Origin of the sequence: Vibrio genomosp. F6, assembly GCF_005146325.1 — a bacterium.
Lineage (GTDB): Bacteria > Pseudomonadota > Gammaproteobacteria > Enterobacterales > Vibrionaceae > Vibrio > Vibrio cortegadensis.
In genome coordinates, this window is sequence record NZ_SYUT01000042.1 from 1 (window position 1) to 14,844 (window position 14,844).

General features: G+C 40.6%; 15 protein-coding genes and 1 tRNA gene. 7 read left to right on the top strand and 9 right to left on the bottom strand.

Features of this window, described 5'->3' with window-relative positions; genetic code table 11:
- Positions 1 to 146: 146 nt before the first annotated feature.
- From FCV43_RS15480 to FCV43_RS15505, 6 genes are all read right to left on the bottom strand, one after another.
- Entirely contained in the window at positions 147 to 743 is a 597-nt protein-coding gene (locus FCV43_RS15480; protein WP_136995694.1) for a hypothetical protein, read from the bottom strand.
- A gap of 112 nt (positions 744 to 855) precedes the next feature.
- Positions 856 to 1,236 carry an STAS/SEC14 domain-containing protein gene (locus tag FCV43_RS15485; protein WP_136995695.1) on the bottom strand — a complete coding sequence of 127 codons (381 nt, stop codon included), beginning with the start codon at positions 1,234 to 1,236 and terminating at the stop codon, positions 856 to 858.
- Between the two features lie 353 nt (positions 1,237 to 1,589).
- Positions 1,590 to 2,000 carry a YlcI/YnfO family protein gene (locus FCV43_RS20505; protein WP_206380337.1) on the bottom strand — a complete coding sequence of 137 codons (411 nt, stop codon included), beginning with the start codon at positions 1,998 to 2,000 and terminating at the stop codon, positions 1,590 to 1,592.
- Positions 2,001 to 2,076: 76 nt separating this feature from the next.
- On the bottom strand, positions 2,077 to 2,388 hold the full coding sequence (locus FCV43_RS15495) for a hypothetical protein (RefSeq protein WP_017051840.1): 312 nt from the start codon (positions 2,386 to 2,388) through the stop codon (positions 2,077 to 2,079).
- Positions 2,385 to 3,563: an Arm DNA-binding domain-containing protein gene (locus FCV43_RS15500; RefSeq protein WP_136995696.1), complete on the bottom strand. Its 1,179-nt coding sequence runs from the start codon at positions 3,561 to 3,563 to the stop codon at positions 2,385 to 2,387. The genes FCV43_RS15495 and FCV43_RS15500 overlap by 4 nt, the downstream gene beginning before the upstream one ends.
- A gap of 9 nt (positions 3,564 to 3,572) precedes the next feature.
- Positions 3,573 to 3,785, bottom strand: coding sequence for a hypothetical protein (locus tag FCV43_RS15505; RefSeq protein ID WP_017051841.1), 213 nt, complete (start codon positions 3,783 to 3,785; stop codon positions 3,573 to 3,575).
- Between the two features lie 133 nt (positions 3,786 to 3,918).
- Here FCV43_RS15505 and FCV43_RS15510 point away from each other — a divergent pair, with 133 nt between their 5' ends.
- Positions 3,919 to 4,131 (top strand): helix-turn-helix domain-containing protein, encoded by a 213-nt coding sequence (locus FCV43_RS15510; RefSeq protein WP_029203279.1) that lies wholly within the window; start codon positions 3,919 to 3,921, stop codon positions 4,129 to 4,131.
- Positions 4,132 to 4,346: 215 nt separating this feature from the next.
- On the opposite strand, the gene FCV43_RS15515 is transcribed toward FCV43_RS15510, so the two are convergent.
- Positions 4,347 to 4,421, bottom strand: a tRNA-Gly gene (locus tag FCV43_RS15515).
- Positions 4,422 to 4,551: 130 nt separating this feature from the next.
- A complete protein-coding gene (locus tag FCV43_RS15520; protein WP_136995697.1) occupies positions 4,552 to 5,946 on the bottom strand; it encodes a transporter substrate-binding domain-containing diguanylate cyclase in 1,395 nt (464 codons plus the stop codon).
- 249 nt (positions 5,947 to 6,195) lie between these two features.
- Here FCV43_RS15520 and FCV43_RS15525 point away from each other — a divergent pair, with 249 nt between their 5' ends.
- Positions 6,196 to 7,359, top strand: a complete 1,164-nt coding sequence (locus FCV43_RS15525; protein ID WP_029203281.1) for a threonine/serine ThrE exporter family protein — start codon at positions 6,196 to 6,198, stop codon at positions 7,357 to 7,359.
- A gap of 95 nt (positions 7,360 to 7,454) precedes the next feature.
- Here the strand turns inward: FCV43_RS15525 and FCV43_RS15530 are convergent, their stop codons facing one another.
- Positions 7,455 to 7,682 carry an alternative ribosome-rescue factor A gene (locus FCV43_RS15530; protein WP_017051845.1) on the bottom strand — a complete coding sequence of 76 codons (228 nt, stop codon included), beginning with the start codon at positions 7,680 to 7,682 and terminating at the stop codon, positions 7,455 to 7,457.
- Between the two features lie 384 nt (positions 7,683 to 8,066).
- On the opposite strand from FCV43_RS15530, the gene FCV43_RS15535 reads away from it, so the two are divergent.
- The 5 genes from FCV43_RS15535 (at position 8,067) to FCV43_RS15555 (ending at position 14,751) form a co-directional block, all read left to right on the top strand.
- Positions 8,067 to 8,276, top strand: a complete 210-nt coding sequence (locus FCV43_RS15535; RefSeq protein ID WP_017051846.1) for a cold-shock protein — start codon at positions 8,067 to 8,069, stop codon at positions 8,274 to 8,276.
- A 109-nt stretch (positions 8,277 to 8,385) separates the two neighbouring features.
- Positions 8,386 to 8,925, top strand: a complete 540-nt coding sequence (locus tag FCV43_RS15540; RefSeq protein WP_113799666.1) for a YaeQ family protein — start codon at positions 8,386 to 8,388, stop codon at positions 8,923 to 8,925.
- Positions 8,918 to 9,481 (top strand): hypothetical protein, encoded by a 564-nt coding sequence (locus tag FCV43_RS15545; RefSeq protein ID WP_136995698.1) that lies wholly within the window; start codon positions 8,918 to 8,920, stop codon positions 9,479 to 9,481. The genes FCV43_RS15540 and FCV43_RS15545 overlap by 8 nt, the downstream gene beginning before the upstream one ends.
- 544 nt (positions 9,482 to 10,025) lie before the next feature.
- On the top strand, positions 10,026 to 10,853 hold the full coding sequence (locus FCV43_RS15550; protein ID WP_017051849.1) for a hypothetical protein: 828 nt from the start codon (positions 10,026 to 10,028) through the stop codon (positions 10,851 to 10,853).
- A gap of 19 nt (positions 10,854 to 10,872) precedes the next feature.
- Positions 10,873 to 14,751, top strand: a complete 3,879-nt coding sequence (locus FCV43_RS15555) for a zinc-dependent metalloprotease (protein ID WP_136995699.1) — start codon at positions 10,873 to 10,875, stop codon at positions 14,749 to 14,751.
- Positions 14,752 to 14,844 lie beyond the last annotated feature (93 nt).

Below are 14,844 nucleotides of genomic sequence, written 5' to 3' on the forward strand. Positions count from 1 at the left end.
GAGGGGATCCGTCAGCGCCTTGCTAAGGTGCAACTAACCTCCACGATACCCAATCAAAGCCATCGTAATCACTAAATTCAACCGAACCAAAAATACCAAAGGTTAGCTGTCACTCTTAAGCAATTTGTTAGCTGGTAAGCAACGTATTAAATCGCTCCAAAAGAAACTATACGTTTGTCTACTTGCTTTTCTAGGTTATCAAAGCTCTTTTCAATTGATAACTTCACATGATCGCCACAGTATTTAAACAACATCAAATAGATATTAAATTGATGTTCAGGAAATGAGATCGAATATAATTGCTTAACTTCTATATGTGATTCATGCTCTTTGGTCGCGAAACAAATCTCATCAAGCCCGGAATTATCACTGTGAGCAAAGAATTTATGCCTTAGTTCCATTATATAATCATGGACTTCTAACAAATCCTTTCTATCCTTAAATACTTTTTTCTTATCTAGAGTAATGTGTCCTTTGCCTGACTCTGAGAAACACTTCGTATAGTTAAGCACTGCATTACGAAATAATGCCTGCATCAGGATGTGTTCATTCGATTGATCGTTAGGCTCATACCTCACCGTATTTTCAACCAATATGATTGACTTCATTGCATCATGACAATACATCAGTAACCGTGACAATCGGCTAACATATTGAAAGCGAGCATCATCAAAGCGAAAACCTTGCTCGTTAAGATAATTGAAATATTTTTCTTGTTCTTCTATCAATGTATGTCCGTTCATTTTATCTCCCTACGAGCTAACGCCGCGTTAAGGTGCGACAAACAAGCGTGCCATACTGTGAGCGAAGCGAAACCGGCACGCGTTTGGAGTCACTCTTAAACGCTTTGTTATGTTAATCAGTTAGCCACTGCACTGCCGACTCGTAGCTACCAAATGATTCTATTTCACCTGATATAAACCAGCTGCCTATTTTGGCGGCTAGCTCCTGCCAATTCTTATCACCGTAAATGGCTATTTTCTCGATATTAAAGCCGACCTTTAACCCGAGCTGAAAATCATCCCGCGCAGCCCGAAGCTCCCAACCTGAAAATTCAGTAATATCGACCAACATTTTTATATGCTTTGAGTTGATACCCTTTAAGCTAGAATCCAAGACAGGAACAATTGCTTCATAATCTTTATGAGTGAGTTTACCTGTAGCCTTAAACACTAAAACAGATTCTGAGCCAATGCGCTCAATACCTATTGTAATTCCATGACGTTCTATGCTCATAGCGAGTACCTCAAGTTGGATTGACCTATACAGCTTAGGATAAGCGAACAACAAAAGATGAGAGCTAATTACCAGTTTTATGCGGAATTTCAATGAGTAACATAACGCTATCTAGACTGAACTTTGCAAGCTTAATTCCTGATACCGCGCCGCATTTCACTAATCAGCCTTAGCGACTCAACCTGTAAATGTTCTGATGCATCAATAGCATAACGCGAACACATTAGCTCATTCTCGTAATTATACTGTTAATATCGTCATAGTTTCGAATATTAGAAATTTTCATTAGGCTGATCATAAACACAGGACCATAATATAGCATTTCTGATACAAAATCTTGGTGGCATTTGGGCTTAATGTTCACTAAGAAACTGCCTTACTAGCGCTCTAGTCCATGTTTTACTATTTGGACTCTCTCGCCCAAGTTCATTCAACTTTTCTGCAATTTGTTGATGGTACAAGCCCTTCTCATCCCAACGCTTAATCAGTTCAAACGAACTCATCCTATCAATGGAGCCTGAATTGCTACTCGCTCGTATGCGCACACCTAACCGAGCATCGTTTTCAAGCTGTGCGCACACATCACCATCGATAGTCTCATTAGCTACTTTCTCGCGACATGCTTGTTTTACCCAACTTGAAAAGCTGACACTTTCTGGCTTCACGCCCTCTATCTCATTCACAAGTTCGTGTTCAAACCGGATGTTTTTCTTGATCGACTTTCTATTGGTGTTTGTATTCAAAACAATGATGATTTTTTGCATGGGCGCACACTTAGAATGAATGGCGGGGAAAGTGTGCGCACAAAGCCATGGGTTGTACGCACCGTTTATTGGGGCATTAGTGGATGATGGTTTTAATCGACGTGTCGATACGAGATTCAAGTGCAGCGAGGATCCAGATCGAATCGCGAGCCGACGGATTGTTCAAACATTGATGGAGCACACTAATCACACCATCGGCTACGTGGGAAGCAAACTGGTGTTCTCTCTGCTGCTTAGTAGGCATGAGCTTGGCTCTCTCACATATCAGTGCATAAACATCATCTTTGAACTCGTCAATATCGCGATGAGTTAAAGTTTTAAATGACGAACGCTGCATCACATCAAAACACAAACTGGTGCAGTGAATGGCCAATGGTGAATACTTCATAACTGTCCTCCATTATTCAAAAATGCGGCAAATGCACTTCCATCTTGCCTTGTCAGGTTGGGAACATAACGGGAATACACTCGAAACAACATGGTTGTCGTAGTGTGTCCCATTTGATTAGCAATCCACTCAGGAGACTCTCCAGAGGCAAGCAATAACGTTGCGAAGGTATGCCGAGTCTGATAAGGATTGCGAGCTCTTAGTTTGGCTTTCTTAAGTGTCGGGTACCAAATGGTTCGAGAAACCACTGCATAATTCAAAGGTTTGCGTTTCGCATTGGTAAACACATACTTGTCTTTTAAATAGGCCGTTTGCTTATGCGTTTTTAAAGCATCAACCACGCTATCCGTCAGGCTTATCACTCGGTATGAGCCCTCCGTTTTTAACCCCGACAATTCCCCCCTAACTAAGCTTTGACGAACAGTGATGGTTTTATTGGTCAAATCAACGTCATCCCACATCAACCCATCAATTTCACCTGTACGAAGACCTGTAAAAAATCGGGTAATGTAATAGCTGCGAAAATTATCAGGGACTTCGCTCAAGAAATGATTCACTTCCACAACCGAAAATGGGTCCACTTCCGTTCGCCCTACTTTTAAGGCTTTGATATTCTTCCACGGTGAGGTAAAGTCATACCGATCGGCGGCTTCATTAAGCAATACCCTTAGGGGTGTCATGATGTGATTAATGCGTGATGGGCTAAGAAAGCTACCTTTTCGTCCCGGTACTTTGGCGAGGATGGAACGAAATTGCAGTATCTGCCCCTTATTGATGGCGCTGATCTTCTTATTCCCGAATGTAGGGAGCAAATACTTATTCAGAACACCTTCTACATCTTCATAATGCCCTTTACTCCATTCCACTTTCATTTCAGCTAACCAAGTTTGAGCAAATTCTTCAAACCTTGGAGAATCAGGGGCATCGAAGTAAGCTTTAGCACTACCCTCACGATGCTTTATCTCTTCAAATCGTTTCGCGGCCTTACTTTGTGGGAAGTATTTTTTATAGTCGAACGAATCAAGTACAATTTCTGCCTCAATGCGCTTAAGTAAGTTTTCTAAACGCTTAGTATTTACCGCATTATTAACCAATTGAGTATGTTCACGACAACGCTGACCTTTATATCTGAATTGCAAAACTAATTTCCCATTTCGCACATTGAGTACACCCATAACAAGCTCCTATTGCCCTAAGATCAATGACTGGCTAGAAATGCCAACTAGCATTTCTTCTTCGACTCGTTCCCATATAAAGAGAATTTTTCTTCCTCCAAATGGACGAATGTAATGAATCCCCTCAAATAAAACAGAATCTTTAAGTTGTTCCCTAATAACTCGCGCGTCATATTTTATTCGCACAGAAAGTTCTGCGGTTGTCAGATAGGTATTATCCATCGTACAATCTCCTATAAACATTATTAACTTACCAATGAACTAAATGTTCTCCTGTAGATTACAATGTAGCATAAAAATGACCTTTTACAACCATTTTTTACCTACAGCAGAACATTTTAGGCAGGAGAAGAACATGTTGAAGTGCCACCTTTCTAAAATAATGGGAGAAAAGCGGCTTAAAATTGCGGATGTTGCTAGGGATACTGGTGTGAATAGAGGGACAATTACACGCTTATATAATGAAACTGCAACACGTGTAGAACTTGATGTAATAGATAGTCTTTGTGAGTACTTGAATATAGAAGTTGGAGAGTTACTGGAAAGGCAAAAAATTGAAACAGATTAGTTTTTCTCATATTGGGCTGAGAATTTTGGGTTTTCAGCTCCATTAAGCACAATATTAACCAAAAACAAAAGTAGCCACCGTTTTGGCCACAAGATGGCCACCGATGATTTTTACAAAAGAAAAAATTGGAAAAATAATACGCCAGACACACAAAAACACGCAGCTAAGCGTTTCTTTTGAAAGGTTTTTTGGATTGTAAAACAGAAGGGAGCAATTGGAGCGTGCAGCGGGAATCGAACCCGCATCATCAGCTTGGAAGGCTGAGGTAATAGCCATTATACGATGCACGCACATCGCGTTGGAACGAGATAGATAATGCCACATCTAACTGAAAAGAAAACCTTTTTTTTCATATTTATGTTTAAGTGCGCATTTGTTATTCGTAACGTCGTTTTTTTAGCCAAAATAGTAACTATTTCTTTAATTACGTATTTCTAGAACGTAGCGATTCTTCCCTTCTTGCTTCGCTTGATACATCAACTTATCAGCAGTATCGATATTAATTACCTTCGGCGCACAAGAATAGAAAGCACAACCAACGCTGATACTAATGTTGAGGTTTTCATTCTCAACCTCGATCGGCATATGAAAAACGTTGTGACACAAAGCGTCAGCGACTATTTCAGCGTCACTGCACGCAATCCCCCTCAGGTATAAGGCAAACTCCTCTCCTCCGATTCTCGCAAATAACGTACCTTCAGGTAATCCGCTACCGCTCCGTCTTGCAACTTCTTTTATCACCTCATCACCGCACATATGGCCATAAGAATCATTAATCACTTTAAAGTTATCAATATCGAAAACCATCACCACAGCACTTTGACCCGTATTTTCGATTTGCTCTAACTGTTGCATAAAATATCTGCGGTTACTGATTCCTGTTAGTGAATCTGTATATGTCATCCTTAACAAGTTCTCATTCGCGGATTCCAATTCGGCTGTCCTAGCCCTAACTGTTTTTCGAAGTTGAACAATATAAACACTCGACATCACGATGATAAACACCGCAATACCTGGAAAAAGATAAGGAGGATAAACGGTTTCTATATGCATCCAATGATTTAATATTTGCTCTTTTGTTTCAATGCCTAATAAGCCATATGAGTTGTTTATCGATTCGAGTAATTCAAGATTCCCTTCGGCAACCGCAGGACGAAGTTGAACTGAGTGTATGTGCATCACGGGTGCATATTTTGAAGGCATGCTGGCGGTATGTGTGTAGAAACTTGCCACCTGAAGATCAGTGATAAATGCATCGACCTCTTCGTCAAAAGCTGCGTACATCAAATCTCTGTTTGTATCAAATTCGACTAATTTAAGTTGTGGAAATTGTTGGGATACGTAATAGCCATAAAAGCCATCCCGTACAACGCCGACACCTCTACCGCCTCCGTTTTCAAGAAAAGCATCAACGCCTTGCTTCAATAAGCTTTGCTTAAGAAAGATTTGACTGTTAACCGTTAAAAACTCATCGCCATAATCAAGGAATTTGTCCCTTGGTTCAGACCAAGCAAGGCCGCCATGAATATCCACCTCTCCATTTTTGACCAGCTCGATAGATCGACTCCAATCAGTCAAAACGAACTCTACTCGACGTCCTGTTTTATTTGAATAGGCTTTCCAAAAATCAATAAGAATACCTTTTGGTTCTCCGTTAGAGTCTAAATATGAAAATGGTTTCCAAGCTTTAGAGTTACTGACAGTAAGAGGAGGTAAATCCGATTGTGAAGGCACATGCGCATAGATTGCGGATGAAAACGAAAAGAATATGCCTGAAATAGCCCAAAAGATGAATCGGCATGTCGTGTTATTCATAATATTATTGATGCCTTGTCATTTAACAGTACGGATTATTGTTTATTGTTTTTGCACATCAGATGGTTATTTTCCATAACATCACTGAAAATATCCAAGTCGCCATTTATTTATCCGGCTAAATATACTCTCATTAGACAAATTCTGATATTGAAAGTCAAAAATTAGACATGGGCATCATTCTGCTCCTCGTTTTAACGCTTTAGCTCTGTTACATTTGCGCCATTGTTATCCAGCTCATAAATGACCATGCCCTCCCAATATCGAATCAATAAAATCGTGGAGATTGGCGACACACTTCACCGCAGTGGTTGTGCCTCTTATAAGGTAGAAAAATACACTCAGCATTATGCGAAAAAACATGGTGTTGATGTAATGATACAAGCGACACCTACAACGATTAATTACCAGTTTCCAGATGACAATAATGCCGTGGTTCTCAAACGACTAAAGCCTGCATCTATCAATTTGAGTTTGTTAGCAAATACGATCATTCGGATCAATACACCAAGTAACGAGCCGCTTCCTGAACCCACAGGCTATCCTAAATGGATTATTGCACTTGCTAACATGGGGATCCCCCCTGCTTATTTACTTCTAATAGGTAGCACGATGGAAGCCGTAGCTTTTTCTATCGTACTGGGCTTCTTAGTATGGCTTTGCCAGCAAATATGCCACTCCAGAAGAGCTATTGCAGCTGAGTTTATTGCCGCGCTAGTGACGGGGATTTTTGTCGCCTTTTTGGCAAGTACAGGCTTACCCATTCCCATTTGGGCTTTATGTATTGCGTCTGTTGTATTGTTTGTTCCCGGTCTTTCAATCGCCAATGCTTTAGAGTGTTTAGCTTTTAATGATTTAGTATCTGGCACCAGCTTGCTCGGACAGTGCGCGCTTTCCTTGATTAAATTGTTTGTTGGTATCGTCATGGGGCTAAACATTGGCGAAGCAATATGGGGACAAGCCGTATCAATCTCTTATACCAATGCGGTTCCAACTTGGTTGCACGTCTTAGGATTGCCGATTATTTCGATATGTATTGGCATTATTTTTAATGCGAGAACCAAAGATATTGTTCTTGGACTCCCAGTGGCCGTGCTAGGAATGTGGGGGCCATTCTATTTAGGGTTTGATAGCGGTTGGATTGTCGGAACTTGGGTTACAACAGTATTGATCACCCTATATGGCACTTGGATTGCTAAAAAAATGGACCTCACAGGTTCTATTTATATCGTTCAAGGCATTATTATACTTGTCCCTGGTAGCCGAGTTTTGGTGAGCGCAAGTCAATCTGTATTTGAGCAGTCTATCCTGCCAATTCCAAGTATCGGACTCTCTGCACTGTTTATGTTCTCTGCCATTGTTGCCGGACAAATCACAGCTTACTCTATATATTCACCAAAAATAGAACGGTAGCCGAAGCCAAAAACACCTTTTTATTTTATAGGCACGATCAAATAAGTAATTACAGTCGATCAACTTCAATAAAAAAGCCCTATTCGAAAATAACATTACGCTACTTTTGAATAGGGCTCTTTGCCACTATGTTTAGCCTTCCTGACAAAACTGCCTTTCCCTTTTTTGGCTTTCACAACTCTTACAGTAAACAATTTACTCGTTACGATTGCTTTTAATGCATTGTCTTTCACAACACCTCGCTGATGTTCAACCTCAAGATTTGAAGGGTCTATCACCGCTTGCTGCCTGTTATATAATTCCGCTCTTTTTTTCTTTTTCAAAATGAACCTCCATCGGTCATATTTCGGTTCGAATTTTGCTTAAAAAAGACGCAAGTGTCAAACTCAAAATTTCAACTCGATATAATAAAAACTTAGGCTTGTCACAAAACAGTCATTCCATTGCAACATTGAGATAAGTAGATGAATCTAAACGAGACAAAGAGCAAGTAACGATAAAAAACTCGACTCAAAACCAGACTATTTCGTTGACTTAGAGGTAAATTGATTTAGACTTTGACTCGGCTAGAAAGAAAGTTTTTTGTTTATATACATTTCGTTGGATTACTTGTAACTCAACCTCCGTGTTATACGCAATAGCAGCTACTTTTCCACGCTATCGGCGCCATAATCGGCCAAACACATAAATATATTTAGGATTTAACTATGTCTAACACAGTTACTGGTACAGTAAAATGGTTCAACGAAACTAAAGGCTTCGGCTTCATTCAACAAGAAAACGGCCCAGACGTTTTCGCTCACTTCTCTGCAATCACTGGCGACGGTTTCAAAACGCTAATCGAAGGTCAGAAAGTTGAGTTCACTGTATCTCAAGGTCAAAAAGGCCCTCAAGCTGACAGCATTAAAGTACTTTAATTCGTACTCTAATTATTCTAAATAGCTGGCTATATGCTGGCTATTTTTTTGCCCGCTGAACACTGATTTCATGTACTATCCCCTTCTATTCTCTCATTAAGACAAACACATGGCGCTAAAACCGACGATTTACAAATTCCGCGTATCACTCACCGATATGAACCGTGACTATTACGACTCGCTCAACATGACCATAGCTCAGCATCCATCTGAAAATGATGAGCGAATGATGGCACGAGTTCTTGCGTTTTGCCTCAATGCATCTCCTGATCTACAGTTTACTAAAGGATTATCAAGCGTTGAGGAGCCTGATTTATGGGAGAAAACACTCGACGGCCAAACCGCCGTATGGATTGACGTAGGCGAACCCGATCCTGAACGCATCAAGAAATCAACTCGTCAAGCCAAAGCAGTAAAAATATATAGCTTTAATACAAAATCTAATGTTTGGTGGGAACAGAACAAAGGCAAGATTGCACAATATGATGCTAATGTTACTCGTTTTGACAATGCTGGTATCGTTGATATGGCAAAAATGATTGAACGCACATTAGACATTTCCGTCATGCTTTCTGGAAATTCAGCATTTATTAACAGTGATAAAGGCGCGGCCGAAGTAACATGGGAAGATCTTCAAGATAATGAGTAGCCTACTCTCTGAACTGGATAATGCTGGTGCACTAAACGTCAGCAATATATCTGCACAAAAAAAAGAGTTGCAGCTACTTTGTGAAGCCAATGAGTCTCTTTTTACAAAAGTTTGTGAGAGGAAACCTGAAACTTCACCCCTTCAGCATGCCCTTGGTGTCTTAACGAAAGCTCAAATTGAAGCGACTTCACGCCTTCAAACTCAATCTTCTGCCAGTTCTGCAATGCTTGAAGCAATTAGCAGTACTGTGGGCTCTGAGCATCTTCAAAAGTTTTCGTCAAAAGAAGGGCAAGAATTATTGCTCATCACTCACCTTTGGATCTATCTACTCGGAAGGCTAAATATGGATTTTAGCTATGCGAATGATCATGCATTGCAAACTTCAAATCTTCTTAGCCCACTCGTATATAAACCAATTGAAGGGCTAAGGTGCCAGTTTATGGAGACGTTCTATCAAGGTTTACAGCAACATAAGCATTACAACCCAAGTAGGAGCGTTTTTCATTCAATTAAGTCCTTCGTCAGTCGTATATATAATGGCAACAGAAGTGATTAAATATGCATTATAATATTATTTGCATATATAACGAACGGTATAAAAATCAGCTCACATTCTTTTTTAATTAAAGCGCAAGTTCGACGATCTCCTTACTTATATCAGTAAGTGTTAATATTAAAAATAGAATTACATTGGTGTATCTTATTTAATTGGGCTGCAAGATTACTGTTAGCCTAATTTCATTCCAACATAGTCCGCCTCAGTGCGAACTCTGTGTATCATTTACTGATACAAACAGGTTTACAGGCTCAAACACCAGCCAAAAGCCATATAACAGTTAAAAACCCCAACAATCTACATTAAACCAGCTTAAAACTTCAAAGCGGACGAGAAACTGCCGCAGAAGTCAAACTATTGCACTATTTAATGGTTTCACTATATAAGCTCGATGATGCAGTCTGGTGATACTTTATAAATATGGTTTTGTTGCATGAATAAGCTCGACTATTATTCACAGTCATTAATAAAAGCAACAATAAATCAACTTCGCAACGCATGAAGCGTAAGCGAGTAGGAAGATCTACACAGGGAACGGGCAATCATGAGATTCAATATACTCTGTTGCGTTATTGCATCTGCTTTAACCTCAGCAGTCCTTCATGCCGAAGAATCACAAATACCAGAGCAGACAAAAGAACAAGAACAAACTTGGGAGCTGTCTGTGGGTCTTGATTACAGCAAGAATGGTTACAAAGATAGCCACCACCTTGCTGATCGTAACCTATCTGCAAATGCGTCCATCATCTATAACTATAATCCAGATATTTCTTTTACAGCTAATTTCTCTGGATACCACAGTTATGATGGTGCGCGCGGTGATTATTGGGATGATATTTGGTTAACTGTAAATAAGAATAACTTATGGAACCCAACCGATTATTTAGCAATGTCTGTTGGTTCTCGTATTCTTATTCCAGTTTCTGACTTATCAAAAAACACCGATCTACAAACAGCAATCCGGGGCAATATTAAATTTACATTTGCCTTAGATAATATTTTAGATGGACTTCAAATAAGCGATGCCGTTCGTTTACGAAAGAACTTTCATAAATATACAACTGTAGGAAGTTTACCACTAGAGGAATATCGATTGAGCAATGCTTTATCAATTGATTACTCGGTAAATGATTGGTTCTTCAATGTCAATTTTGTTAGCTCAACTTCTTGGAGTTACCGAGGCACATCCTATTCGCCAAAGTTAACTCATGCAGAAGAGATCGGCTATCAATTCACGGATAACTTTAGTTCCGCTCTTGGTATGACTAATAGCGCAACTTATTACGATCCGGATAGAGGACCAAGCCCACTCAACACGTTGTTTGATCTAAAAAACCCAACCTATTACGTCACATTAAATTATAACTATTAACCATATACAGGGAATTAATATGTTTAAGAAACTGGCCATCGCATCTATGGTGAGCATCGCTCTCTATGGTTGTGGCGCAGAAGAGCGTAGCTATGAAGCAGTGCCTCGCGCTCAAGAGCAAATCACAACACAATCACTCGATACTGAAGCCCTTTGGCTCTACATGCCTTCTACTGGCGCGACTCCGCGTTATGCGACCAGCCAAAGAGGATTTTTCCAAGGTACTCCTAAGCTTGTTAAACTTCGTTTTGACAAAACCAACGGTATCATTGCCGAAGAGGTTGATCGCGATACCATTCGCGAAGGTGTGGACTCTCGCTACACGAACGTTATCAACCAAGCACCTGTACTAAAAATTCCAGGTACATTTGAACAATATCGTTGTGCTGAAAATAATTTCGATGAGTGTACTAACAAAGAAGAGCTGAACGAAGATGCCGACACTGATTGGAAAAAGGCGTCTCACTTCACACCTGATTACGCCAATATCAAATCTCTCGCGGTAGACGTTGTGGATGCGGCGTACACCTCAACAGATGTCGAAGAGACTGCCGATCCACAGCTTACTCATTGGGAGTATGATCCTGAAACGGGCGTAATCAATGTTGAAGTTGAACGGACTTTCACTGCAAGTGCTGATGACATCTACGAATTTGGTAACCAGCTAGAAAACCTTTCATTCAAAACTCGCTTTTTCTATTCCCTTGTGAAGCTAGATACTCTTTCAAGTAAAGACTACAAAACCGTTCAATACCCTGGACGTGATTCACTACGCTATGGCTTTTTTAATGACGAAAAAGTTGAACGTTCAGCAACAGGTGAAAACAATTTACAAGGTCAAAAATTCCGCCTGTTAAACCGTTTTAACCCAAATAAGGAGATTGAGTACTATCTAAGTGATAGCTACTTTGAAAACGGCAGCGAAATGTTCCGTCAAACGACCATTGAAACGATCCATGAAATCAATACAGTACTTAAAGACACCGGCGTTCCAACAATTAAAATCGTGAACGAAAACGAACCCGCGGGTATCCATACAGGTGATCTTCGTTACAATGTTTTCAACCTGATTACAGACCCTGTTGATAGCGGCTTATTAGGTTATGGACCTTCTGCGACTAACCCATTAACCGGTGAAATTGTCCATGCTCATGTCAATCAGTATGCAGGCGTGATCCGTGCATCTTCTCGTAGAATGTGGAATCAGTTAACCATGCACTACAACCGTGGTGAAATTGACCGACCTGATGCTTTCATTCCAGTTCCACCTGCAACTGATGCTCCTGTCGACGCAAGTTCAACCATCAGCACTGGCTTTGCTGGTATTGAAGATAGCTTAGTCGCAAAACAAACGACGGCCCTAACGACTGCACTTCCTATTGCAGTAGAGAGCGAACCGAAATTTTCCAATGGCCGCACACAATGGCTAACACCCAACCAGCAGCCAGCGGCGAGTTTTAGCAAAAACATTGCAAAACATCAGTTTAATTTAGAAAAAATGGCTGAACAAAACATGTACTCAGAAGAGTTCATGTGGGTTAGTACTAAGTCTAAAGGCTTAATTAAAGGCATCGACTACCTTGAAGGCGGCTATTTCGATAACTCAGATTTAGAGCCTAGTGATGCTGATTATGCCAATAAAGTTAATACTAAACTGAAGAAGTGGAGCCAACTCTCTTCTGATCAACAAGAAATTGTGACAAATCAAATTTCAAAACACATGTACAAATCAACCCTTGTACATGAACTTGGTCATAACTTAGGTCTACGCCACAACTTCATGGGTTCAGTGGATAAAGAGAACTTCTATCAAGAGGATGAAGTGGCGGCCTTTGGTTATGACAAAGTTCCAGCACACAGCTCAGTGATGGATTATGGTGCATCCATTTTTGATGAACTCCCAACCTACGGAAAATACGATATTGCCGCTCTTAGGTTCGGCTATGGGCGTGAGCTCGCTTATTCAACCAAAGAGCAAGTCACCGATCCGGATACTGGTGCGGTCTCTGAGGTAAGAGTGACTAAATATGGCAGCCTAGATGCCATTGATACCGAGTTAGAAAAAGATGAGCATGCCTATCTGCTTGGTTCTGTTCACCAGTTTAAAGAGAACTTAACCACGGCAGACGCCAATGCCGTAATGAAAACATTTGATTTCTGTACTGATGAAAACGTGAGAAGCACAACCACTTGTAACCGCTTCGATGAAGGTTCAAACATTCTTGAGCAAACAGAATTCCGCATTCAGAAATACTGGGACAGCTATGATCTCGTCAACAAACGTGATGGTCGAGAGCAGTTTTATGAATACGAAATCCAACGCTACGCTTATTCTCGATGGTATGAGTTCAACCAAATCCGTTCTGTTGTAGATGAATTAGGTGATATCGATTACCAACTGTCAAAATTAAGTGGTTCAGAAGACAGCTATGGTAAGAGCGTTGCAAACTACTATACAGACAACTGTACTCGCAGCTACATTCGCCGAAACCTTCCAGAAGGTGCGAAAATGGTTTGTGACACGTTTGATGCGTCACTACTCGCAGCAGACTTCTTAGTTAAAGTGATGAGCACGCCTGATAAAGTCTGTGAAATCAATGTATCAACGAACTCAGGTGTTATTAGCCGCTTCGTACCACTATCCGATTTATGGAGCTCTTATGGCCCAAGTATTCCGGATAAAACGACGTTACCTGAATCATGCTTCGATGAAGATCTCGTCAATATCATGAAATCTAGCCGCGATAATATAGATGTCTTATCTGAGACTCGAGATGGTCGCCCATACGCGAACATGCGAGCAAATAACCCATACAACAACTCTTCAACTGCTGTTGATCAGTTCGGTATTTGGGCAGACAAACTCGTCGCAGCACAGATGCTTGTTAAACGTAGTGATTATAGTCGTGCTCGTGATAAGTCGAATATCGCTCTACTCGATGTTTCAAGCATCCAAAGTGGCACTCAAGGCACACCACAAAAAATCAAAACATACTTAGGTTACTTAGGCTACGGTATGGATTCTTTCCCAGATCCAATCTTCGTGAACAAAGATGGAGAAAGAGCAACAACGGTAACGCCTTACCGACCTGACATTAAACGAGCTGTCGATGTAGCTCCGTATTTATACAATTTGAAATCGTTCTTCCAGCTTTCAGATAATACGGTTACTCCTCTATTCTCGGCACTCTTAAACAACTTCGTCGCATTTGGAGATGCAGAAGAGTACGGTCTAGCGGATAGTTCACAAGATCTTCTTGATGATATTTCCCTAACGGATCCAGGCTCTTCTGTTGATAGCGTCGGCAGTGTTGAGTTCAGCCTAAAAACTCGAAACTATGTCGTGACACGTCGTAACGGTTTAGCTAAGAACATGGCTGAAAAGGCCCTTCTAATTAATGGCAAACAGGATGATTTAATTAAACTTGATGACACTAATTACTCAACGAAAAGGAACCTTAAAGCCAATGGTGTGAGAACGCTTAACGATTTCACACTCGTTATGCTAAGAGATCCAGCGGCAGTGCAACTATTGAAAGATGCCTCTTACTTTGAATCTTTATTCAGAGCGTCAGGGTTCCCTGTTCGAGTTCCGGCGAAGTTCACGGAAGATAAAGATAATAAGTGTTTTACCGTGACAGAGACACCAACACGCTGTAACAGTAAAGACAACCTTCATGCCGCATGGAAATCTCTCCAAGCTAATGAAGATGATGACGCGTATTTACCAGCGCTGCTCGACTGGGCAACCCAATACACGACCATTGTTGAAAATGAAATACAGAGAGCACCAGAAACCTCAGAACTTTACGATATTGACCCTGAGACAATCTGGTTATGGCAATCAAGAGATTACATTCAGTACCGTTACGCACTAGAACAACTGCCTGTTCTATAAGTAGTTAACCAACTGTAATGTGACAAAGACTGGTTCGATTTGAGCCAGTCTTCTCTTCGTTCCGTACGATAAGAATTCAATAAAGGAGTTTGA

Bases quoted from the DNA above. Each gene is read 5' to 3' on its own strand.
- FCV43_RS20505 (WP_206380337.1), bottom strand. From the start codon at position 2,000: ATGCAAAAAATCATCATTGTTTTGAATACAAACACCAATAGAAAGTCG.
- FCV43_RS15555 (WP_136995699.1), top strand. From the start codon at position 10,873: ATGTTTAAGAAACTGGCCATCGCATCTATGGTGAGCATCGCTCTCTAT.
- FCV43_RS15520 (WP_136995697.1), bottom strand. From the start codon at position 5,946: ATGAATAACACGACATGCCGATTCATCTTTTGGGCTATTTCAGGCATA.
- FCV43_RS15510 (WP_029203279.1), top strand. From the start codon at position 3,919: ATGTTGAAGTGCCACCTTTCTAAAATAATGGGAGAAAAGCGGCTTAAA.
- FCV43_RS15485 (WP_136995695.1), bottom strand. From the start codon at position 1,236: ATGAGCATAGAACGTCATGGAATTACAATAGGTATTGAGCGCATTGGC.
- FCV43_RS15535 (WP_017051846.1), top strand. From the start codon at position 8,067: ATGTCTAACACAGTTACTGGTACAGTAAAATGGTTCAACGAAACTAAA.
- FCV43_RS15540 (WP_113799666.1), top strand. From the start codon at position 8,386: ATGGCGCTAAAACCGACGATTTACAAATTCCGCGTATCACTCACCGAT.
- FCV43_RS15500 (WP_136995696.1), bottom strand. From the start codon at position 3,563: ATGGGTGTACTCAATGTGCGAAATGGGAAATTAGTTTTGCAATTCAGA.
- FCV43_RS15505 (WP_017051841.1), bottom strand. From the start codon at position 3,785: ATGGATAATACCTATCTGACAACCGCAGAACTTTCTGTGCGAATAAAA.
- FCV43_RS15495 (WP_017051840.1), bottom strand. From the start codon at position 2,388: ATGAAGTATTCACCATTGGCCATTCACTGCACCAGTTTGTGTTTTGAT.
- FCV43_RS15480 (WP_136995694.1), bottom strand. From the start codon at position 743: ATGAACGGACATACATTGATAGAAGAACAAGAAAAATATTTCAATTAT.
- FCV43_RS15525 (WP_029203281.1), top strand. From the start codon at position 6,196: ATGCCCTCCCAATATCGAATCAATAAAATCGTGGAGATTGGCGACACA.
- FCV43_RS15545 (WP_136995698.1), top strand. From the start codon at position 8,918: ATGAGTAGCCTACTCTCTGAACTGGATAATGCTGGTGCACTAAACGTC.
- FCV43_RS15550 (WP_017051849.1), top strand. From the start codon at position 10,026: ATGAGATTCAATATACTCTGTTGCGTTATTGCATCTGCTTTAACCTCA.